This window comes from Vulgatibacter sp., from assembly GCF_041687135.1.
Lineage (GTDB): Bacteria > Myxococcota > Myxococcia > Myxococcales > Vulgatibacteraceae > JAWLCN01.
Genome location: NZ_JAWLCN010000001.1, coordinates 18,709 through 40,533 on the forward strand (window position 1 = coordinate 18,709; position 21,825 = coordinate 40,533).

Sequence of the window (21,825 nt, forward strand, 5' to 3'; positions counted from 1 at the left end):
CCGAGAGCCCGCTTCTCAATCGGCCGGCGATGCGGCAGCCTGCTCGGCCATGCAGCCACTCCACGAAGAGTTCCGGGGCCCGGCGCTCCATCCAGCGCTTCGTTGGCGCGCTCCGCCGGCGGCCTTTCGCCTCGAGAACGGGCGCCTCGTCGTCGAGCCGGACGAGAAGACCGACTACTGGCAGCAGACCCACTACGGCTTCCGCGTGGACAACGGTCCCTTCCTCCACCTGCAGGCGCAGGGCGATCTCGTCCTCACCACCCGGGTCCGCTCCCTGCCGGTGCACCGCTACGACCAGGCGGGGCTCCTCGTCCGCTTCTCCCCGACCTGCTGGCTCAAGACCTCGGTGGAGTTCATCCCGGGCGGGCCCAACCGGCTCGGCGCGGTGGTGACCAACCACGGCTTCTCCGACTGGTCGACCCAGCCCTTCGGCGACGGCCCGAGCGATCTCTACCTCCGCATCCGCCGCGAATCCGGCGACTACCTGGTGGAGTGGCTCGCCGCAGCGACGGAGGAATCGCTCGATCCGGCAGCGCTGCGGGCGCAGCCCTGGACGCAGCTGCGGATGGCCCACCTCGCGGAGGACGAGGGTGATCCCTCCTTCACCTGCGGCCTCTACGCCTGCAGCCCGCAGGGGCGCGGCTACCGGGCGCTCTTCGACTTCCTCCTCGTCGAGCCGGGGCGGCTGTGAAGCGCCGCCTCGTCCTGCTCCTCGCCGCAACGCTCCTCGCCTGCGAGTCCTGCAAGGCGGAAGGAACCGAGCCCTTCGTGCGCGTCCGCGGCGAGGCTCCCGCGGCGCTCCAGCAGGACGGCGCCGTGTTGGTGAGCTTCTGGGGATCCTGGTGCCCGCCCTGCGTAGAGGAGACCGAGGGCCTCGCCGCCCTTGCCGCGGATCCGCCGGGGGACCTGCGCGTGATCGTGGTCGCGGTGAACGAGGAGGCGGACGCAGCCCGCCGGGCCTTTCCCGGCGTGCAGGTGATCCCCGATCCCCGAGGCACGCTCGCCGGGGAGAGCCGCGCCGACCAGCTCCCCGTGGCCCTGCTCGTCCACGGCGGGGAGACGATCGCCCGCTTCGACGGCAAGCGTGACTGGAACGGCGCCGCTGCACGCAGCACCCTCGAGCGGCTCCTCGGCATAGAGTGATCGGCAGCGTCGTTGTCCGCTCGGCTCCGCGTCCCAAAGCTTAAAGCGATGAGCAACCTGCCGATCGCCGACTACGCGCTCCTCTCCGATTGCCATTCCGCGGCCCTGGTGAGCCGCCACGGCTCCGTCGACTGGCTCTGCTTCCCGCGCTTCGACTCGCCGGCGTCGTTCGCACGGATCCTCGACGAGGACGGAGGACACTTCTCCATCCGCGCCCGGGGCGAGACAGCGGTCTCCCGCCGCTACCTCGACAAGACGCTCCTCCTCGAGACGACCTTCCGCACCACCTCCGGCAAGGCGGTGCTCGTCGACGGCCTCGTCGTCGGCCGCAACGAGCGCGGGCACGAGCTCGGCGCCGAGGCCCCCCATGCGCTCCTCCGCCACCTGCGCTGCACCGAGGGCACGGTGGAGGTGGAGCTCACCTACGCGCCCCGCCCCGAGTACGGCCTGATCGAGCCGCTGCTCGTGCCCATGGAAGGCGGCATCCGCGGCCGCGGTGGCGCCCACATGCTCTTCCTCACCTCACCGGTGCCGATCGAGATAACCGATCACAGTACCGGCAGCGCCCGCTTCACCCTGCGCACCGGCGAGTCGGTCTGCTTCGCCCTCGAGCACCGCACCGCCGATCAGCAGCCGGCCAGCGCCTGGAGCCAAAAGGCGATCGAACAGCGCCTCGACGACACCGCCGAGGCGTGGCGCACCTGGTCGGATCTCCACCAGGCCTACGAGGGTCCCTGGCGCGAGCTGGTGGAGCAGAGCGCGGTGGTGCTGCAGGGGCTCACCTACTTTCCGACCGGCGCGATCTGCGCCGCAGCCACCACCTCGCTGCCCGAAACCGAAGGCGGCAGCCGCAACTGGGACTACCGCTTCACCTGGGTGCGCGACGCCTCGCTCACGCTCCATGCGCTCTGGGTCGCCGCCTGCCCCGACGAGGCGCACAAATTCTTCGACTTCCTCGCAGGCGCGGCGCTCACGAAGGTGCGGCAGGGGGCCGATCTGCAGATCATGTTCGGGATCCGCGGCGAGCACGACCTCTCCGAACGCGAGCTGAAGCACCTGCGCGGATGGCGTGGCAGCAGGCCGGTGCGCATCGGCAATGGCGCCTGGACGCAGCGGCAGCTCGACGTCTACGGTGAGCTCCTCGCCGCCGTCGAGCAGCTCCGCGAGTCGCTCGGCGCACTCGACCCCTACACCCGCCGTTTTCTCGTCGCCGTGGCCGACAACGCCGCCGCCCGCTGGCGCGAGAACGACCAGGGGATCTGGGAAGTGCGCGGTCCGCCGCAGCACTACCTCCACTCCAAGCTGATGTGCTGGGTGGCCCTCGACCGCGCTCTCCGCATGGCGGACGAACTCGACGCACCGCACCGGATCGAGGCGTGGACGAGGGAGCGAGAAGCCATCCGGGCCGCCATTCTCGCGCGTGGTTGGAGCGAGAAGGCGCAGGCCTTCACGCGAACCTTCGACAGCGAAGACCTCGACGCCTCCAACCTGGTCATCCCGATCGTGGGCTTCCTGCCGCCGGACGACCCGCGGGTCCTCGCCACCATCGACGCCACCGTCCGCCGCCTCACCGACGAGCACGGCCTCGTCTACCGCTATCGCACCGCGGACGGTCTGCCGGGCGAGGAGGGCACCTTCCTCCTCTGCACCTTCTGGCTGGCGGAGGCGCAGGCCCTTGCAGGCAGGCTCGCCGAGGCGACGGCCACCTTCTCCCGGGCGGCCTCCTACGCCAACGACCTCGGGCTTCTCGCGGAGGAGGTCGCCCCTCGGAGCCGTGAGCTCCTCGGCAACTTCCCCCAGGCGTTCAGCCACGTGGGCCTGATCAACGCCGCCTGGGCGATCTTCCAGGGGCTCGAAGCCCAGCGTGCCCGGCGGCCTGGCGAGCGGCTCGAGCCGCCGGCTGGTCGAGCCGGAACGTAGACCGGGCCGCCAGGCGAGCAAGGCCAACGCCGTTGACCCGCTTTCGGGCGGCTGCTACGACTCCCCGGTGATGCGCACCTGGGCACGCCTCTTCGTCTTCGTGCTGATCGCCGGTGTCTCCCTGACGCCGGGCGTCGCCCGTGCCATTGCATCCGCCTCGCAACTCGTCCTCGGCGCCAGCGCCGAAGAAGACGATTGCTGCCCGGGCGCGGTCGAGGTCGCCGACGACGAGGGCTGTGACGAAGCGGGCTGTTCGCCGCTTTGCGCGCACGCATGCTGCCGCGTCCGGACCTTCTCCGGAACACAGGTCACGAGCACGGGCACCGTTCCCCCGGAGAGCTCGCTCGTCCCGGCATCGGTCGCCACCAGGCTGCGCGCCGGCAACACCCGCGAGATCGAGTACCCGCCCACTCGCAACTGACCGCCGTCGCGGGAGTCGTGTGTCCGCCGTGCGGCGGGGGCTCCTCTGCGACGGGTCATCCCTTTTCGATCCCAACTCTCGGCCGGCCGCGCAGGTCGGCATCGGAGTCGTCCATGCGTTCGATCCTTCTCTCCGCCTGCGTCGTCCTCAGCTCGCTCGTCGCCTGTTCGGAGGCTTCCGCCCCCGCAGCCGCCACCCCGGCTGCAGCGGCCTCCTGCGAGCACGGCGTGCAGCCGGACATCTGCGCCCGCTGCAACCCGAAGCTCGAGGCCGCGTTTCGCGCCCAGAACGACTGGTGCCCCGAGCACGCGCGCCCCGAGTCCCAGTGCGTGATCTGCAACCCCGAGCTCGCAGCGAAGGGCATCAAATGATGCGCAGCGCCTTGCTCGTCGCACTCGCGCCCCTGCTGTTCTCCGCCTGCTCCGGCGGGCCAGACAGCCCGGCATCGAACGTCGCCTCGGCCCCCGCTCCTGCGGGGCTCTGCGAACACGAGGTGCCCGCCGCGATCTGCACGCAGTGCAATCCGGAGATGGCGCCCGTCTTCAAGGCGAAGGGCGATTGGTGCGACGAGCACGGCGTCCCGGAGAGCCACTGCTTCCGCTGCAATCCGGCGCTCACCTTCAGCGAGGCGCCGAAGGATTGGTGCAAGGAGCACGGCCTCCCCGAGTCGAAGTGCACCAAATGCAATCCCTCCCTCGTCGCCGGCTACATCGAGGCCGGTGACTACTGCCGCGAGCACGGCTACCCGGAGTCCGCCTGCCCGATCTGCAAGGGCACCTCCATCTTCCCGCCCGACGGCATGCGCGTGCGCCTCGCCTCCGCCGACACGGCGGGCGAGGTCGGCATCGAGACGGTGGTCGCAGCGCGGCGGGCCTTCGGCCGCTCGCTCGAGGTGGTGGGCTCCCTCGAATTCGACCCCAACCGCAGCGCCGATCTCGCCGCCCTCGACACCTCGGTCGTCCGCTCCGTGCACGCCGACGTCGGCGACCGGGTCGAGGCGAACGCCCCCCTGGTCACCCTCGCCTCCGCCGGCGTCGGCGCCCGCCGCGCCGAGCTCCGCGCCGCCGAGGTTGCCGCCAGCACCGCCGAGAGCCGCCTCGCCCGGGAGCGCCGCCTCTTCGAGAACGGGCTCGCCGCCCGCGCCGAGGTGGAGGTAGCCGAACGCGAGGCCGCAGCAGCGCGGGCCAATTTGCGCACCGCCCGCGCCGGCCTCGACGCCGCAGGCGCCAGCGCGGGCAGCAGCGGCGGCACCTACGTGCTCCGCGCCCCCTTCGCCGGCACGCTGATCGAGCGCAACGCCACCGTGGGCCGCAGCGCCGAGGCAGGCGAAGTCCTGGTCCGCCTCGCCGACCCGAAGGCGATCCGTGCCCGCCTCGATCTCCCCGAGGCCCACGCCGCCAGCGTCCGCGTCGGCCAGCCGGTCACCCTCGAGCTCCCCGGCGGCGCCACCCGCAGCGCGCAGATCGACGCGGTGGGCGCAGCGGTCGATCCGCGCACCCGCACCGTTCCCGCCAGGGTCCACCTCGACGCTGCTGGAGGCGCCCTCAAGGGCGGCACCTTCCTCCGCGCCCGGATCGCCGTCGGCGAGGCGGCGCCAACCGTGGTGATCCCGCAGCGCGCGGTGCAGCAGGTCGAGGGCAAGGCGATCGTCTTCGTCGCGGAGGGGCAGGAGGGCAGCTACCGCCCGGTGGCGGTGGAGCTCGGCGCCGCCCTCGGCGACGAGGTCGCGGTCCGCGCCGGCCTGCAGGGCGGCGAGCGCGTGGTCACCACGGGCGCCTTCCTCCTCTCCACCGAGACGCGCAAGGACGCCATCGGGGCCGGCTGCTGCGAGGTGGAGTGATGCTCACCCGCATCATCGAGCTCTCGCTCCGCCACCGCGGCGTGGTCATCGGTGCGTGGCTCCTCGTCGCCATCGCCGGCCTCTTCTCCTTCGCCTCGCTGCCGAAGGACGCCTTCCCCGACACCACGCCGACGCAGGTGCAGGTCCACGTCGTCGCCGAGACGCTCTCGCCGGTGGAGGTGGAGCGCCAGGTGACCTTCGCCCTGGAGCAGGCCCTCACCAACCTGCCCGGCGTCACCGACGTCCGCTCCCTCTCGAAGTTCGGCTTCGCCCAGATCACCCTCCAATTCGAGGAGGGCGTCGACGTCTACTTCGCGCGGCAGCAGGTCTCCGAGCGCCTCGCCACGGTGGAGCTCCCCGCCGGGATCCCACGCCCCTCCCTCGGCCCCGTGGCCACCGGCCTCGGCGAAGTCTTCCATTACCTCGTCGAAGCGGACGGCAAGAGCCTCGAGGAGCTGCGCACGATCCACGACTGGGTCATCGCGCCGCAGCTGCGCACGGTGCCGGGCGTCGCCGAGGTGACCGCCTGGGGCGGCGCCGAGAAGCAGTGGCACGTGGTGGTCGATCCGCGCCGGCTCCAGCAGTTCGACCTCTCCTTCGGCGATCTCTACGAGGCGCTGGAGCGCAACAACACCAACGTCGGCGGCGGCGTGGTGGAGAAGGGCGGCGCCGCCAGGCTGGTGCTCGGCGTCGGTAGGCTCCCCGACGGCGAATCGCTCGCAGAGGTGACCATCGCCGCCCGTGGCGGCGTGCCGGTGCGCGTCGGCGACGTCGCCAGGGTGGAGGTGGGCCGGGAACTCCGCCGCGGCGCCGTCACCGCCGACGGCGAGGGGGAGGTGGTCCTCGGCCTCGCCTTCTCGCGCCTCGGCGAGAACGCCTACGACGTGACCGAGGCCCTCGCCGCGCGCCTCGCCGAGATCCGGAAGCAGCTGCCCGACGGCGTGACGGTGGAGGCGGTCTACGAGCGCACCGAGCTCGTGGACGAGGTGATCGCCACGGTGCGCCGCAATCTCCTCGAGGGCGCGCTCCTCGTGGTGGCGGTGCTCTTCGCCTTCCTCGGCAACTTCCGGGCGGGGCTGATCGTCGCCGCGGCGATCCCGCTCTCGCTCCTCTTCGCCGGCAACCTGATGGCGCAGTTCGGGATCGCAGCGACCCTGATGTCCCTGGGCGCCATCGACTTCGGGCTCCTCGTCGATTCGAGCGTGATCCTCGTGGAGAACGCCGAGCGCCGCCTTGCCCTCGACGGCGGCAGGCGCAGCGTGATCGAGGTGGTCCGCGATGCCACGGTCGAGGTGCGCAAGCCCTCGCTCTTCGGCGAGCTGATCATCCTCGTGGTCTACCTCCCGCTCCTCGCCCTCGAAGGTGTGGAGGGCAGGCTCTTCCGCCCCATGGCCCTCACGGTGATGGCGGCGATCGCCGGCTCGATCCTCCTCTCGATGACGCTGGTGCCGGCGCTCGCCTCCTTCGGCCTCGGCAAGTCCCGCCCCCGCCACGGCTCCCGCCTCCTCGGCTGGCTCCTGCGCGTCTACCGGCCCGTCGTCGACTTCGCCATCCGCTACCCGCGCCGGGTGGTCGGCGGCGCCGTCGCCCTGCTGCTGGGAGCGGCGCTGGTGGCGCCGAGCCTGGGCACCGAGTTCGTGCCGCGGCTCTCGGAGGGCTCGATCGTGATCAACACCATCCGCCTCGCCGAGATCTCCCTGGAGGAGTCGGTGCGCTACGGGCAGCGGATCGAGACGGTGCTGCTGCAGCGCTTTCCGGACGAGGTGGAGCGGGTCTGGACCCGCACCGGTACGGCGGAGGTGGCCACCGATCCGATGGGCGTGGAGCTCTCGGACGTCTTCGTGCAGCTCACGCCCCGCGACCGCTGGAAGCGGGCGGCGACGCAAGGCGAGCTGGTCGCCGAGATGGAGGCGGAGCTCGCGGATCTGCCCGGCATGAACATGGCCTTCCTCCAGCCGATCGAGCTGCGCACCAACGAGATGATCGCCGGCTCCCGCTCGGACCTCGCCATCGAGGTCTACGGCGACGACCTCGATCTCGTCGCGGCAAAGGCCCGGGAGATCGAGGCCCTGCTCCGCACGGTGGACGGCGCCGCCGACGTGTCGGTGGAGCAGCGCACCGGCCAGCCGGTGGTGGAGGTGGCGGTGGATCGGGCGGCGGCTGCGCGCTTCGGCATCCCCGCCGCCGAGATCCTCGACGTGGTCGCCGCGGTGGGCACCCGCAAGGCGGGCGAGATCATCGAGGGCGAGCGCCGCTTTCCGGTGGCGGTGCGGCTCGACGAGCCCTGGCGCTCCGCGCCCGAGCGCCTCGGCGAGGTGCTGGTGGCGGCGCCGGGTGGGGAGCGGGTGCCGCTCTCGCAGCTCACGCGGCTCCGGACCACCACCGGACCGAGCACGGTGCAGCGCTCCTTCGGCAAGCGCCGCGTGGTGGTGGACGTCAACCTCCGCGGCAGGGACCTGGGCTCCTTCGTCGCCGAGGTGCGGCGCCGCATCGACGGCGGGATCGATCTTCCCGCCGGCAGCTGGGTCCGCTTCGCCGGCCAGTTCGCGCATCTCGAGCGGGCGCGCAGCAGGCTCCTCACCGTGGTGCCGCTGGCCCTCGCCCTGATCGCCTCGCTCCTCTGGCTCACCTACCGGCGCTGGGTCGACTGCGTCCGCATCTTCAGCGGCGTCCCCTTCGCCTGGGTCGGCGGCATCGCCGCGCTCTGGGCCCGCGGCCTGCCGATCTCCATCGCCGCGGCGGTGGGCTTCGTCATCCTCTCGGGCGTCGCGGTCCTCGACGACATGGTCCTCGTCTCCCGGATGCGGCAGCTGCTCCGCGAGGGGCACGAGGCCCACGACGCGATCCGCGAGGCGGCGCTCTCGCGCCTGCGCCCGGTGTTGATCACCTCGGCGGTGGCGATCCTCGGCTTCCTCCCCATGGCCACGAGCCAGGGGATCGGCGCCGAGGTGCAGCGACCGTTGGCTACCGTGGTCATCGGCGGCATCCTCTCGGCCACGCTGCTCACCCTCGTGGTATTGCCTGCGCTCTCGGTGCTCTTCGCGCCGAAGGCCGCACCCGATCCCTCGGCCCTCGGAGGTGCTGCATGAAGGCGCTCCTGCTCCCCGCGCTCCTGCTCCTGCCCGGCGCTGCACAGGCTATCGAACTGCGCGAGGCGATCGAGACCGCGCTCCGCAACGATCCGGAGCTGCGCGCGCTCGACGAGGAAGCGGCTGCCGCAGGGCAGGCCCGGAACGCCGCGGAGCGGCTCCTCGCGCGAAACCCCGTGCTGATCCTCGAGGGGGGCGCCGCCGTGGGCGAGACCGACAGCGGCTTCGAATACGCGGTGGCGCTCGAGCAGCCCCTCGAGCTCGCGGGGCAGCAGGGGGCGCGGCGCGACGCAGCGATGGCTGCGGCGGACCGGGCCCGGCTGCTGCGCGAGGCCCGGCGCAACGTGCTCGCCGCGGAGGTTCGCAGCGCCTTTGCCCGGGTGCTCGCCGCCCGGGAGCGCAAGCGCGTCGCCGAGCAGTCGGCGGATCTCGCCGGGCTGGGAGCGGAGGCGGCGGAGCAGCGCTACGAGGCGGGAAAGGGCGCGCGGATCACCCGAAACGCCGCGCTGGTCGAGCGGGGACGGGCAGCGCGGGAGCTGGCGACGGCCGTGGTGGAGCTCGACCAGGCGCTCGCCGCCTTCCGCGCGCTCCTCGGGCCAACCGCCGAGGCGAACGTCCTCCCAGAAGGCGAGCTGGTTCGCGCCAGCTTCCCGGTAGAGGCGCAGCCCGAACGCCTGCTCGCCGCGGAACAGGGCAGCAGGCCGGATCTCGCTGCCGCCCACGTGGCGCGGCGCGAGGCCGAGGCGCAGAAGGAGCTTGCCGCCGCAGCAGCAGTCCCCGATCTCGTCGTGGGCGGCTTCTTCGAGCGGGAGCTCGATACCGATCGCTACTTCGCCACCGTCTCCATCCCGCTCCCGCTCTTCGACCGCAACGACGCGGCGCGGGCGGAGGCGCGAACCGAGCTCGCCAGGGCCCGCGCCGCGCTCACCACGACGGAGCGCACGGTCGACGCCGAGATGCGCGCTGCTGCAGCCAGGCTCGAGGCCGCTGGGGTCGCCGCTGCGGCCTGGGAGGCGCAGGTCCTCGAGGCGCTCGACGAGAACGTGGCGCTGGTGACGGAGGCGTTCCGCAACGGCGACGTCGACTACGTGGGCTACCTCATCGCGCGCCGGGAGGCGATCGAGGGGCGGCTGGCCTGGATCGACACGCTGGAGGAGCTGGCGCTGGCGCAGGCAGCCTACGACCGGGCGATCGGGCGGGCTGCGCCGCGGTAGCGCTTCACACTTCTTCACGAAGGGCAAAGGCCGCCGAAACGCCGGCATGGGATGACGCATCCCTGCTGTTCGTTTGACAAGCAAGCGGCCCGCCGCCATGGAGTGGGGCCGCAAGTCCCACAGGTCCACGGGCCGCCGCCCGACGACCGGGGCCTGCCGGAGACGTACCGATGAGATCGATCCGACTCGCCGCGCTCCTCCTCGCGTTGCCCGGCGCCGCGGTGGCGCAGGCGGGCGCGACCCGGCCTGCGGCTGAGGCTCGGCTCCGGCCCGCCGACGCGGCCCGCCTGCCCTTCTGGCAGATCTTCGGGGACGAGGCCCTGGCGGAGCTCGTCCGCGCCGCCCTCGCGAAGAACGGCGACGTGCGCGCGGGCTGGTACCGGGTGCGCCAGGCCGACGCCCTCGCCGACCAGAGCTTCGCGCGCCTCCTGCCCAGCGTGAACGGCGTGGTCTCCGCCAACGTGCAGCCGCTCGGCTCCGCCATCCCCGGCGCGGGCGCCGACGAGCTCGTCACCAGGGCGCAGGCCGGCCTCGAGGCCGACTGGCAGATCGACATCGTCGGCCGCAACACCACCGCCTGGCAGGCGAGCAAATACGACAGGGACGCGGCCCGCGGGAACCGCGACGCCCTCGCCCTCTCGGTGGCCACCCGGGTCGCCGACACCTACTTCGCCCTCATCGAGGCGGAGCAGCAGGTGGAGGTCCTCGACGCGCAGCTGGAGATCAACCGCAAGCTCCTCGAGCTGATGGAGCTGCGCTTCGAATCCGCCGCCGCCACCGCGCAGGAGGTGCTCCAGCAGCGCCAGCAGGTCGCCTCCAACGCGACCCTGCTGCCGCAGAGCCGGCAGCTCGCCCGCACCCTCGCCCTCCAGCTGGCGGTGCTCACCGGCAGCGAGCCGGGGACGCTGGCGGCGGTGCCCGCCGTGCTGCCCGAGCCGCCGCCGCTGCCGGCGGAAGGGGTCCCGGTGGAGCTGGTGGAGGCGCGGCCGGATCTGCGCGCGGCGCTTGCCCGGGTCGACGCCGCGGATCTCCGCTCGAGCGTGGCGGTGCGCGATCTCTTCCCCTCGCTCTTCGTGAACGGGCAGGCAGGCTGGCTCTCGACCCGCATCGCCGACGAGACGCAAACCGATGCGGTCTGGAGTGCGGCGGGCGTCCTGAGCGTTCCGCTCTTCGCCGGCGGCGCCAACCTGGCCAACATCCGGGCGAACCGCGCCGCCGAGGAAGCAGCGGCGGCGGAGTACCGGCAGCTGGCGCTGGTGGCGCTGCAGGAGGTCGAGTCGGCGTGGCTCCGGATCGGCGAACAGCGCGCGGTGGTCGAGGCGGCGACGACGCAGGTCGAGGTCGGTCGTCTCGCCTACGAAGAGGCGGAGGCCCGCTACCTCGCCGGCCTCGGCAATTACCTGGCGGTCCTCACCGCCAACAACGCCTGGCAGCAGGCGCAGCTCCAGCTGGTGCAGGCGCGGCGCAACCTGCTCGGCGTCTACGTCGAGCTCTACGCGTCGCTCGGTGGCGCCTGGACGATCGGGCTCGTGCCCGAGGAGTCGTGAGTGAAGAAGCCCCTTCGGATCCTCCTGCCGATCCTGGTCGTCGCCGTCGGCGTCGTCTTCGCGGTGGTGCTGATCAAGACGAAGCCCGCCGCCTCCCGCGAGCGGCCCGCGCCGATCGCGCCGCCGGTCGACGTGGTGGAGGCCCGGCCCTCGCCCCGGCCGATTCAAGTGGCGGCCCGCGGCAACGTCCAGGCGGCGCAGCGCGTGATCCTCGCGCCGGAGCTCTCCGGCCGCATCGTGCACGTCGCCCCGGCGCTGGTGCCTGGCGGCAGGGTGAAGAAGGGCGACGTCCTCGCCCGGATCGACCCCCGCGACTACCGCCTCGCCATCGCCCAGCAGCAGGACGCGTTGCGCAGGGCCGAGCTGGAGCTCGAGCTCGAGCAGGGCCGCGTCGACATCGCCGCCCGCGAGTGGGAGATGCTGGGCAAGACGAAGTCGCCGGAGCAGGCGGCCCTCGCCCTGCGCAAGCCCCACCTCGCCGCAGCGAAGCAGGCGGTGGAGGCGGCACGCTCGGCGCTGCAGCGGGCGCGCATCGCCCTGGAGCGCACCGAGATCCGCGCGCCCTTCAACGCGATGGTGGTGGAGGAGAGCGCGGAGGAGGGGCGGGTGGTCTCGCCCGGGACGCAGATCGCGACGCTGGTGGGCACCGACCGCTTCTGGGTGGAGGTCTCGGTTCCCCTCGAGCAGCTCTCGGTCCTCCAGATCCCCGGCTTCAATGGCGACGAGGGTTCACCCGCAACCGTCCGCCAGCAGCTCGGCGTCTCGGCCCCGGCGGAGCGCACGGGTGCGATTCTCCAGCTCCAGCCGGAGCTCGATCCCCAGACCCGGACCGCGAAGCTGCTGGTGGGCATCGACGATCCCCTGGGCGTGAAGGACGGGCAGCTGCCGCTGCTGGTCGGCTCCTTCGTCGAGGTCGCCTTCACCGGCAGGGTGGTGGAGCAGGCGATCGCCCTGCCGCGCACCTCGATCTCCGACGGCGACAAGGTCTGGGTGGTGAGCGACGAGAACAAGCTGGTGCGCCGCACGGTGCGGATCGCCTGGCGCGCCGAGAACGACGTGGTGGTGACCGGTGGCCTCGAGGCCGGCGAGCGCGTGGTGGTGAGCCCGCTCTCGCTGCCGATCGAGGGCATGCCGGTGACCACCAAGACCACCACCGTGGCGCGCTGAGGTAGTTTGAAATGATCGACACGCGCAGCGGCCCGATCGCCTGGATGGCGCGGAATCCCGTCGCCTCCAACCTCCTCATGGTCGCGCTCCTCGTCGGCGGCGTCTTCGCGCTTCTCTCCCTGAAGCAGGAGATCTTCCCCGAGTTCGAGCTCGACATGGTCACGATCCAGGTGCCCTACCCGGGCGCCAGCCCCGCCGAGGTGGAGCAGGGGATCGTGCTCGCGGTCGAGGAGGCGGTCCGCGGCCTCGACGGCGTGAAATACGTCCGCTCCACCTCCGCCGAGAGCATGGGGGCGGTGACGGTGGAGATGCTTCTCGGCGCCGATCCGGACAAGGTCACCGCCGACGTGAAGAGCGCGGTCGACCGGATCTCCTCCTTCCCCGAGGAGGCGGAGCGGCCCACCGTCTCGCTGGTGAGCCGGCGGCGCCCGGTGGTCGATCTCGTCATCGCCGGCGAGCAGAGCGAGGCCACCCTCCACGCCATCGGCGAGAAGGCCCGGGCGGAGCTCCTCGCCTCGCCCGCGATCACCCAGGTCGATCTCGTCGGCGTCCGCGCCCTCGAGGTGAGCATCGGCATCCGGCAGGAGACCCTCGAGGCCTACGGCCTCTCCCTCGAGGAGGTCGCGCGCCAGGTGGGCGCCGCCTCGGTCGAGGTGCCGAGCGGCGGGATCAAGACGGAGGCGGGCGAGGTGCTCCTGCGCGTCTCCGACCGCAAGCGCAGCGTCTCCGAGTTCGCCTCGATCGTGGTGCGCAGCACCGCCGGGGGCGCGGACGTCCGGCTCGGGGACATTGCCACCATCGTCGACGGCTACGCGGAGACCGACCAGGCGACCTACTACGACGGGAAGCGGGCGGTGCGGCTCACCGCCTACCGCGTCGGCGACGAGACGCCTGCCGGGGTCTCCGAGGCGGTGCACGCCTACGCGGACGAGCTCCGGGCCGAGCTGCCCGCGAACATCAGCGTCCAGATCTGGGACGACGATTCGGAGATGCTCACCCAGCGCATCGACCTGCTGATGAGGAACGCGCAATTCGGCCTCGTCCTCGTCTTCGTGGTGCTGGCGCTCTTCCTCCGCCTGCGCCTCGCCTTCTGGGTGGCGCTGGGGATCCCCATCTCCTTCCTCGGCGCGCTGCTCGTCCTCGGCGGCACCACGATCAGCATCAACATGATCACGCTCTTCGCCTTCATCGTGACGCTGGGCATGGTGGTCGACGACGCCATCGTCGTGGGCGAGAACGTCTTCGAGATGATGCAGGGCGGGATGGAGCCCCTCGAGGCCGCGATCCGCGGTGCGAAGGAGATGGCGGTCCCGGTGACGTTCTCCATCCTCACCACCGTCGCCGCGTTCTCGCCGCTCTTCTTCGTGCCCGGCGTGATGGGCAAGATCTTCGGCCTCATCCCCGCCGTCGTGGTGACGGTGCTCCTCGTCTCGCTCATCGAGTCCTTCTTCATCCTCCCCGCCCACCTCGGGCACATGGATCCGAACAAGCGCGGCCGGATCTCGGCGGCGGTGGAGCGGGTGCAGAACGCGGTGGCCCGCGGCCTGGCGTGGTTCACCGCCCATCCCTACCGGCGCACGCTCGATTGGGCGGTGCGGAACCGCTACCTCACCCTGGCCCTCGGGATCGCGCTCCTCGTGATCTCTCTCGGCATCGTCGCCGGCGGCCGCGTGCCCTTCACCTTCTTCCCGAGACTCGAGGGCGACGTGGTGGTGGCCTCGGCGCGCCTGCCCTACGGGGCGCCGATCGAGCGCACCCTGGTGGTGCGCGAGGCCCTGGAAAAAGCGGCGGAGGAGGCGGTGCAGGCCTCCGGCGGCGACGGGATCGTCCGCGGCCTTTTCACGCGGGTCGGCGAGGTGAGCGGCAACGAGACCGGTTCGCACCTGGTGCAGGTGGAGCTGGCGCTCGTCTCCAGCGAGGCGCGCGACGTCACGTCGCAGGAGGTGGCGAGCCGCTGGTCGAAGGCGATGCCGCCGATGGCGGGGATCGAGAGCCTGCAGATCTCCGCTGGCATGGGTCCTGGCGCGGGGGCGCCGGTGAACGTCCAGATCAGCCACGCGGACAACCGCGTCCTCGCGGCAGTGAGCGCCGAGCTCACCGAGACGCTGCGGAGTTATCCGACCCTCACCGACGTCCTCAACGGCTGGTCCTCGGGCAAGACCCAGCTCGACTTCCAGCTCCTCCCGGAGGCCCGGAGCCTCGGGCTGACCACCGCCGACGTGGCGCGGCAGCTGCGCTCGCATTTCTTCGGCGCCGAGGCGATCCGCGAGCAGCGCGATCGCAACGAACTCCGGGTGATGGTGCGGCTGCCGGAGGAGCAGCGCCGCAGCCTCCACGATCTCGAGCGGCTCCTCGTCTCCACGCCGAGCGGCGCCAAGGTGCCGCTCTCCCAGGTGGCCCGCTTCGACCGCGGCCGCTCGCCCACCTCGATCCAGCGCGAGAACGGCAGGCGCATCGTCAACGTCTCGGCGGAGCTCGCCCACGGCGCCGCATCTGCGCAGGACGTGCTCGCCTCGCTGCGGGCCGACGTCTTTCCGGGGCTGCAGCAGAAGTACCCGGGGCTGGAGCTCGACCTCGTGGGGCAGCAGCGCGAACAGGCCGAGTCCTTCGGCTCGCTGGGGCGCAACTTCCTCCTCGCGCTCCTCGGCATCTACGTGCTCCTCGCCATCCCCTTCCGCAGCTACGCGCAGCCGCTCGTGGTGATGAGCGCGATCCCTTTCGGCTTCGTTGGGGCGATCGGCGGCCACGTGCTCCTCGGCTACGGCCTCAGCCTGATGTCGATGATGGGCATGATCGCGCTGGCCGGCGTGGTGGTGAACGACTCGCTGGTCTTGATCGACGCAGCCAACGGCGCCCGGGCGAAGGGCATGGAAGCGGTGGATGCGATCCGCTGGGCGGGCGAGCGGCGCCTGCGCCCGGTGCTGCTCACCTCGCTCACCACCTTCGTCGGCCTCGCCCCGATGGTCCTCGAGACCTCGGTGCAGGCGCGCTTCCTCATTCCGATGGCGATCAGCCTCGCCTTCGGCGTGCTCTTCGCCACCGCCGTGATCCTCGTGCTGGTGCCGGGGCTCTACCTGATGATCGAGGACTTCCGCGCTTTGATCGGCCTCGCGCCGAAAGACGAGGCGAAGGTGGCAGCGGTGGGCGACGAAGAGGCGGCAGACGCGGCCTGAAAGCGGCTGCAGCGTGCCGCGCCAAAAGGAAAAGGGCCGGACGCCATCGCGGCATCCGGCCCTTTTTCATGTGCGACGGCTCGTCGCTTCAGCTCCGGCGGCGGCGTGCCAGGGCGAGACCGGTCAGGGCCAGGCCGAGTGCCGAGGGGAGCCCGGCGGCGCTGGCGCAGCCACCGCCGCTCTTCTTCTTCTTCGGGCCGGTCACCTCCGCCTCGCAGAGGTCGCCGGTTCCGTCGGCGTCGGCATCCGCCTGGTCGGCGTTCGCGTCGTCCGGGCAGTTGTCGTCCGCGTCGTAGACGCCGTCGCCGTCGGTGTCCTCGCAGGCGTCGCCGATGCCGTCGCCGTCGGCGTCCGCCTGGTCGGCATTTGCCACCAGCGGGCAATTGTCGTCGACCGTGACCACGCCGTCGCCGTCGTCGTCGTCGCAGACGTCGCCGCTGCCGTCCGCGTCGCTGTCGGTCTGATCCTCGTTGGCGACCTTCGGGCAGTTGTCCTCGGGATCGACGATGAGGTCGCCGTCGGTGTCGGTGTAGCTCTCCGACTTGAAGACGAGGCGGTCGACCGCGAGGGTCTCGCCCTCCGCAGCGTCGACGAGCTCCACCCGCAGCGAGCCGATGGTGCCGGTCCAGCCGGGGTTGCCGGAGAGATCGGCGCCGTAGCCCCGGGCGGTGCCGTCGGCCATCGGGGTGATCTCGACGGCGTTCGCCTCCTGGAGCGTGCCGTCGATGCTGCCGAAGACGAGGCGCACCTTCTTGCCGGCGGCCGAGGCGGGCAGGGCCACGCGGAGGAAGACGCTCGCGTATTCGTCCGCGGCGATCTGCACGTTGCCGTGGCGGAGGCCCGCGACGCCCGCCGCGTCGGCGCTCACCTGCAGCGTGCCGTCCACCGAGGCGGCGGCGTTCTCCCCGGTGGAGATCCAGCCCTCGTCGGAGATGGTGAACTCGAAGCGCGGGTAGTCGTCGCGGCCGGAGAGCGTGGTGATCGCGCGCATCCGGGTCTTGCTCGCCTCGTAGAAGTACTCGTTCCAGAAGCGGCGGATCCGGCCCATCTTCTCCAGGGCGAAGTCGGTGATCGCCGGGTCGGCATCGCCGGTGATCCGCGTGAAGACGAAGAGCTGCCGGGTGAAGCGCGGTGCGTCGGTGAAGGCGGGGGAGCGCTCCGCGCCCATCGCTGCGATCACCTTGTCGATGTCCACGTCGACGCGGTGCCCCTCGATCTTCTTCGGACCGGTCTCCGGCGGGGTGGCGGCTTCGCACCGCGAGCCGGTGCAGTTGGTGGGACGGATGAAGAAGGTGGGCTGCACCTCGTCCCGCGTCATCACGCCCATCGCGTAGAGGTCGTAGTCGGAGAACTTGGTGTAGGGCGTGTGGACGAGGCTGAAGGCGTGGATGCCCTCCTCCTTGCCCGCGACCTGGCCCTCGTCCACCCAGTGGTTGCCTTCGAGGGGAGAGCCGCCGCTGTTGGTCCAGTAGCTCCAATGCGAGCGATCGCGACCGAGCCACTCGACGCTGCCGCGGTCGAATTCGTTCATGTAGCGCAGGTTCGCGCCCCACTCGTGGCCGACCTCCTGCCCGATCACGCCGTGGAGCGAGCGGAAGGTGGTGGCGAAGGGCGCCTCGTCGGCGCAGCCGTCCTGGAACCAGCCGCCCCAGTCGCAGCTCCACCAGAGGTTCATCGAGACGATGCCGCGCAGCGCGCCGTCCGGGCTGGCGCCGAAGTAGCTGCGGAGGTCGTTGCCCCTGGTGCCGATCCCGTCGACCTCGCTGTAGACCGGCAGGTAGAAGCCGCCGCCGAAGTCCATGGTCGGGAACTGGTTGAAGAGCAGGAAGGTGTTGATGTCGTCGCCGAGGGTGCCGACCAGCTTCTCGCCGAGGACCGTCAGCGACCACGTGTAGTCGTAGAAGGCGGTCCCCTGGTAATCGGTCGCGTGGTAGACGGCGCAGGTCGGCAGCTCGGTGCCGCTGCCGTCGGGCTCGGTCTCGCAGCTCTCCAGCTCGAGGAGCGCGACCTCGTCGACGACGCGCAGGTCCGGCGGGATGTTGTCGAGGCGCAGCACCCGCGGGGCGATGTTGCCTTCCGCCTTCTCGAGGCCCGGCCGCAGTTCCTCGACGGTGAGCTTGCGCGGTTCGCGGATCGGGAATCCGCTGAGATCGGGGATGGTGGCGGCGGGGGCGGCGGCGGCAGGCAGGGCCAGCAGGCCGGACAGCAGCGCGGACGCGCGGACAACGCGCATGAGGGTGTTGCCTCCTTCGGCCGGTGGGGAACGCCGGCAACGGCGCGGCATGCTAGCCGGTGCCGCTGCCCGTCCGCAAACCGAGCGAGACGAAGGAGGGAGGGGAGGCCTCCCCCGGGACGGGGAGGCCTGCCAGATCAAGGACTTAGCGGGAGGCGGTTCGGATCTTCGAACCGCCCCGGCGCGATCAGCCCTTGAACTCGCGGAAGTGGTTCACGAGCGCCTCTTCGACCCGGGGCAGGTCCTCGGCGTCTTCGCGACCTTCGACTTCGAGCCAGATGCCACCGCAACCTTCACAGGCTTCGTAGCGCAGGCCCGACTTGTCGTTGCCCTCGACCACCGTCATCTCGACCTGGCACTCGGAGCAGGACTGGGCAACCTCTTCGAGGTTCATCTTGCCGCCAATGCGATCGAGGACGGGGAGGGTGGCACGGAGCAGAATGGGGTTCAGATCGGCAGGGTCGATCCAAACGCCGCCGCAGTCGGCACAGCGCTGCAGCGAGATGTCCTCTCCTTCGAGCAGGTTCATCTCGACGGTGCAGCGGGGGCAATCCATGGAAGTCGGTCTCCTAAGAGGATGGTGTTGGTAAGAAATGGATGGGATCAGCGCAAAACACACTAGCGCAGGGAAATGATTCCCCGCAACGGTTCAGAGGCCGCGTTTCCGCCCACCCCTGCCGGCGATGATCCGGGCGCCGACGAAGGCGAGCAGGCCGAGGACGAGGACGCCGACGAGGATGCCGCCGAGGGAGGGACCCTCCGGGCTCGCCTCGACCTGTGCCAACAGCGGAGCGATCACGCGCCCTCCCGGACCCGCTCGATGTCGGCGCCGAGCCCGCGGAGCTTCTCCTCGATGCGCTGGTAGCCACGGTCGAGATGGTAGACACGCTGCACCGTCGTGGCACCGTCCGCCTGCAGCCCCGCGAGGATGAGCGAGGCGGAGGCGCGCAGATCGGTCGCCATCACCGGCGCGCCGGAGAGCTGCGAAACGCCCTGCACCACCGCCACGTTGCCGTCGATGGCGATCTTCGCGCCCATGCGCGAGAGCTCGAGCACGTGCATGAAGCGGTTCTCGAAGACGCTCTCCGTGATCTTCGACGAGCCCTCGGCCAGCGACATCGCGACCATGAGCTGCGCCTGCATGTCGGTGGGGAAGCCGGGGAAGGGCTCCGTCTCGAAGTCCACCGCGCGGAGGCGCTCGGGGCCCCGGACCCGCACGCCGCCGGGCACCTCCTCGATGAGGGCGCCGGCCTGGCGCATCTTCTCGATCACCGCGCCGAGGTGCGAGGCCACGCAGCCCTCGAGGACCACGTCGCCCTTCGTGATCGCAGCGGCGACGAGGAAGGTCCCCGCCTCGATCCGGTCGGCGATGATCCGGTGCTCGGTGGCGCGGAGCGCCTCGACGCCCTCGATCTCGATCCGGTCGGTGCCCGCGCCCGTGATCTTCGCGCCCATGGCCACGAGCACGTCGGCGAGCTGCACCACCTCGGGCTCCCGGGCGGCGTTCTCGATGACCGTGGTGCCGTCTGCGAGCGCCGCTGCCATCAGCAGGTTCTCGGTGCCCGTGACCGTGACCACGTCGAAGACCACGCGGCCGCCCTGGAGCCTGCCGCCTGCCGGGGCCCTCGCCTGCACGTAGCCGTGCTCGAGGGAGATGGTCGCGCCCAGGGCCTCGAGCCCCTTGAGGTGCTGATCGATGGGCCGGGCGCCGATGGCGCAGCCGCCGGGGAGGGAGACGCGCGCCTTGCCGTAGCGGGCGACGAGGGGCCCGAGGACGAGCACGCTGGCGCGCATCGTCTTCACCAGCTCGTAGGGGGCGATCGGCTCCAGCTCCGCCGCGGGGGGAACGGTGACCCGCACCGAGTCGCTCTCGTCGCCGGCGCCGCGCTCGAAGGTGAGCCCCATCGAGCGGAGGAGCTTGCCCGTGGTGGCGATGTCGGCGAGCTCGGGGACGTTGCGGTAGGTCGAGACGCCCTCGGCGAGGAGGCTCGAGCAGAGGATGGGCAGGGCGGCGTTCTTGGCGCCCGAGATCTTCACCGTGCCCTGCAGCCGCTTCCCACCCCTGACGACGATCGAATCCAAACCTGCATCTCCTTCGCGTGCCCTCGAGGCGCACGCCGGACGATTCCGAAGCGCGGCAGGGTACGCCCATCGGCGGAGCGCTGCAAAGGCCATGCGAGCAGGCGTGCGGACGGGCGCGGTGGCGTGCCGGGGGCGGAGGCTGGCCGGGCGCGTCCGGGAGGCGACGGGGCGCGGCCGGCAGACCGCGCCCCCCATCCGGCACCACCTGCACCGCCTCCTCCCTCGGGCGGACCGCCCGGCCTCGGATCGCCGAGTACCCCACCCACCGCGGCCCTTGAACCGCCGCCCGAGAATGCTGGAAAACCCAGCATTTCACCGCATGCATGACCTGTCCGGGCTCTTCTGGCGGATCGCCCGCCGTGAGAATATCTGCGCATTCAAGTCGGTGCTCGGAGGGGGCATGGACGCGAAGCGGGGCAAGCAGCTCGGGCTGAAGCTGCGGGAGAAGAAGCGCTGGGGTGGCGAGCGCAAGGGGGCGGGGCGCAAGCGCACCGCGCCGATGCGGCGGGTCGATCACCGGACGCGGCCTCGGCTCGGGGAGCGGCACGCGGTGCACGCCACGTGGCGGGTGCTACCCCACGTCTGGAACCTGCGGACGCACCGGTCGTTCGCGCCGATGCTCGGGGCCTTCGCGGCTGCGTCGGGCCGCGTCGATGCGCGGATCACCCGGTTCTCGGTGCAAGGCAACCACATCCACCTGATCGTCGAGGCGGATGGAACGAAGGCGCTCGCGCGGGCGATGCAGGGGCTCGGGATCCGGCTCGCCAAGGCGCTCAACAGCCTGATGCTTTCGAAGGGAGCCGTGTTTGCCGACCGCTACCACGTGCGCCCGCTCGGCTCGCCGCGCGAGGCGTGGCAGGCGATCCGCTACGTGATGCGCAACCACTTCCTCCACGCGCAGCGGCAGGGGCGCACCGTGGCCGATCAGGCCGACGAGTACGCGGTTGGGCCCGAGCTGCTCGGCGTGGCGAGCGCGCTCTGGCGGCGGCTCGGCACCGACGGCCTGCCGATCGCGCAGCCGCGTGGTTGGCTGCTGCGGCAGGGGTGGATGCTCGGCGCGCCGGCAGGAGCGTTCGGCTAGCGGCGGGCGACGACGTAGCGGTCGCGGTGCGTGAAGTCCTGCTCGGCGTGGGCCTCGGCGAAGCCGGCGGCGCGGAAGAGCTCCGCTGCGATCGGCGGCTGCTCGATGGTGAGCTCGAGGGCCAGCGGTCCGCCGGGGACGAGGTGGCGGCCTGCGCCTTCGGCGATGCGGCGCACCAGGTCGAGGCCGTCGGGGCCGCCGTCGAGGGCGAGCATCGGCTCGCGCTGGACCTCGCGGGAGAGGGTGGGGATCTCCGCCGCGGGGATGTAGGGCGGGTTGCCGGCGATGCCGTCGTAGGGCGGTTCGCCCGCCACGGGGGCGAAGAGGTCGCCGACGAGGACGCGCACCCGATCGCCGACGCCGTGTTTCTCGACGTTGCTGCGGGCCACCTCGGCGGCGCCCGGGTCGAGCTCGACCAGGTCGACGCGGGCGTCGGTGCGTTCGAGAGCGATGGTGATGCCGACGCAGCCGGAGCCGGCGCAGAGGTCGAGCACCCGCACCTCGCCCTCCGGCGGCAGGTCGCGCAGGACGATCTCGACGAGCCCTTCGGTCTCGGGGCGCGGGATGAGCACGCGTGGGTCGACGAGGAATTCGCGGCCGTAGAATTCGCGCTTGCCCAGGATGTAGGCCAGCGGCTCGCCGTTGGCGCGGCGCTCGATGCGCTTGCGGTAGGAGGCGAGCTCGTCCTTCGTGAGCGGCTTGTCCGAGTCGATGATCAGCCGCACCCGGTCGACGCCGAGGGCGTCGGCGAGGAGCAGATCGGCGTCAGTTCGCGGCGCGTCGACGCCCTTCTGCTTGAGGTAGTCGGTGGTCCAGGCCGTGGCCTTGCGCACCGTCCAGTTGTCGGACACGTCGGAGCCTCCCTCGCCGAGGCGATATGCCCTCGCGGCACGGGCGAGGGCAAGGCGCTTGTGC

General features: G+C 71.6%; 17 protein-coding genes. 12 read left to right on the forward strand and 5 right to left on the reverse strand.

The window, feature by feature from the left end; all coding sequences use genetic code 11:
- The first annotated feature begins 49 nt into the window (after positions 1-49).
- The 11 genes from ACESMR_RS00120 (at position 50) to ACESMR_RS00170 (ending at position 15,514) form a co-directional block, all read left to right on the forward strand.
- A complete protein-coding gene (locus ACESMR_RS00120; protein WP_373044009.1) occupies positions 50-691 on the forward strand; it encodes a DUF1349 domain-containing protein in 642 nt (213 codons plus the stop codon).
- Positions 688-1,143, forward strand: a complete 456-nt coding sequence (locus ACESMR_RS00125; protein ID WP_373044011.1) for a TlpA family protein disulfide reductase — start codon at positions 688-690, stop codon at positions 1,141-1,143. The genes ACESMR_RS00120 and ACESMR_RS00125 overlap by 4 nt, the downstream gene beginning before the upstream one ends.
- Before the next feature lie 48 nt (positions 1,144-1,191).
- Complete coding sequence (locus ACESMR_RS00130) at positions 1,192-3,063, forward strand: glycoside hydrolase family 15 protein (RefSeq protein ID WP_373044012.1); 1,872 nt, start codon at positions 1,192-1,194, stop codon at positions 3,061-3,063.
- A complete protein-coding gene (locus ACESMR_RS00135; RefSeq protein WP_373044013.1) occupies positions 3,008-3,484 on the forward strand; it encodes a hypothetical protein in 477 nt (158 codons plus the stop codon). The genes ACESMR_RS00130 and ACESMR_RS00135 overlap by 56 nt, the downstream gene beginning before the upstream one ends.
- Positions 3,485-3,597: 113 nt before the next feature.
- Positions 3,598-3,855, forward strand: coding sequence for a hypothetical protein (locus ACESMR_RS00140; protein WP_373044015.1), 258 nt, complete (start codon positions 3,598-3,600; stop codon positions 3,853-3,855).
- Positions 3,855-5,324, forward strand: a complete 1,470-nt coding sequence (locus tag ACESMR_RS00145) for an efflux RND transporter periplasmic adaptor subunit (protein ID WP_373044017.1) — start codon at positions 3,855-3,857, stop codon at positions 5,322-5,324. The genes ACESMR_RS00140 and ACESMR_RS00145 overlap by 1 nt, the downstream gene beginning before the upstream one ends.
- Positions 5,324-8,413 carry an efflux RND transporter permease subunit gene (locus tag ACESMR_RS00150; protein ID WP_373044018.1) on the forward strand — a complete coding sequence of 1,030 codons (3,090 nt, stop codon included), beginning with the start codon at positions 5,324-5,326 and terminating at the stop codon, positions 8,411-8,413. Before ACESMR_RS00145 ends, ACESMR_RS00150 begins: the two co-directional genes overlap by 1 nt.
- A complete protein-coding gene (locus ACESMR_RS00155; RefSeq protein ID WP_373044020.1) occupies positions 8,410-9,627 on the forward strand; it encodes a TolC family protein in 1,218 nt (405 codons plus the stop codon). The genes ACESMR_RS00150 and ACESMR_RS00155 overlap by 4 nt, the downstream gene beginning before the upstream one ends.
- A gap of 170 nt (positions 9,628-9,797) precedes the next feature.
- Positions 9,798-11,174, forward strand: a complete 1,377-nt coding sequence (locus ACESMR_RS00160) for an efflux transporter outer membrane subunit (RefSeq protein WP_373044021.1) — start codon at positions 9,798-9,800, stop codon at positions 11,172-11,174.
- The gene (locus ACESMR_RS00165) at positions 11,175-12,341 is read left to right on the forward strand and encodes an efflux RND transporter periplasmic adaptor subunit (RefSeq protein ID WP_373044023.1); all 1,167 of its coding nucleotides are present in this window, start codon (positions 11,175-11,177) and stop codon (positions 12,339-12,341) included.
- Between the two features lie 11 nt (positions 12,342-12,352).
- A complete protein-coding gene (locus ACESMR_RS00170; RefSeq protein WP_373044024.1) occupies positions 12,353-15,514 on the forward strand; it encodes an efflux RND transporter permease subunit in 3,162 nt (1,053 codons plus the stop codon).
- 88 nt (positions 15,515-15,602) lie between these two features.
- On the opposite strand, the gene ACESMR_RS00175 is transcribed toward ACESMR_RS00170, so the two are convergent.
- The 4 genes from ACESMR_RS00175 to murA form a co-directional block, all read right to left on the reverse strand.
- Positions 15,603-17,747, reverse strand: a complete 2,145-nt coding sequence (locus ACESMR_RS00175; protein WP_373044026.1) for a thrombospondin type 3 repeat-containing protein — start codon at positions 17,745-17,747, stop codon at positions 15,603-15,605.
- Between the two features lie 187 nt (positions 17,748-17,934).
- A complete protein-coding gene (locus tag ACESMR_RS00180; protein WP_373044027.1) occupies positions 17,935-18,303 on the reverse strand; it encodes a zf-TFIIB domain-containing protein in 369 nt (122 codons plus the stop codon).
- A gap of 93 nt (positions 18,304-18,396) precedes the next feature.
- A complete protein-coding gene (locus ACESMR_RS00185; RefSeq protein ID WP_373044029.1) occupies positions 18,397-18,546 on the reverse strand; it encodes a hypothetical protein in 150 nt (49 codons plus the stop codon).
- Positions 18,543-19,829 carry a UDP-N-acetylglucosamine 1-carboxyvinyltransferase gene (gene murA / locus ACESMR_RS00190; RefSeq protein ID WP_373044030.1) on the reverse strand — a complete coding sequence of 429 codons (1,287 nt, stop codon included), beginning with the start codon at positions 19,827-19,829 and terminating at the stop codon, positions 18,543-18,545. Before murA ends, ACESMR_RS00185 begins: the two co-directional genes overlap by 4 nt.
- Positions 19,830-20,103: 274 nt before the next feature.
- Between murA and ACESMR_RS00195 the strand changes: the two genes are divergently transcribed.
- Complete coding sequence (locus ACESMR_RS00195; protein ID WP_373044032.1) at positions 20,104-20,910, forward strand: transposase; 807 nt, start codon at positions 20,104-20,106, stop codon at positions 20,908-20,910.
- Here ACESMR_RS00195 and prmC read toward each other — a convergent pair.
- Positions 20,907-21,761 carry a peptide chain release factor N(5)-glutamine methyltransferase gene (gene prmC / locus ACESMR_RS00200; RefSeq protein WP_373044033.1) on the reverse strand — a complete coding sequence of 285 codons (855 nt, stop codon included), beginning with the start codon at positions 21,759-21,761 and terminating at the stop codon, positions 20,907-20,909. The genes ACESMR_RS00195 and prmC overlap by 4 nt on opposite strands.
- Positions 21,762-21,825: the final 64 nt, after the last annotated feature.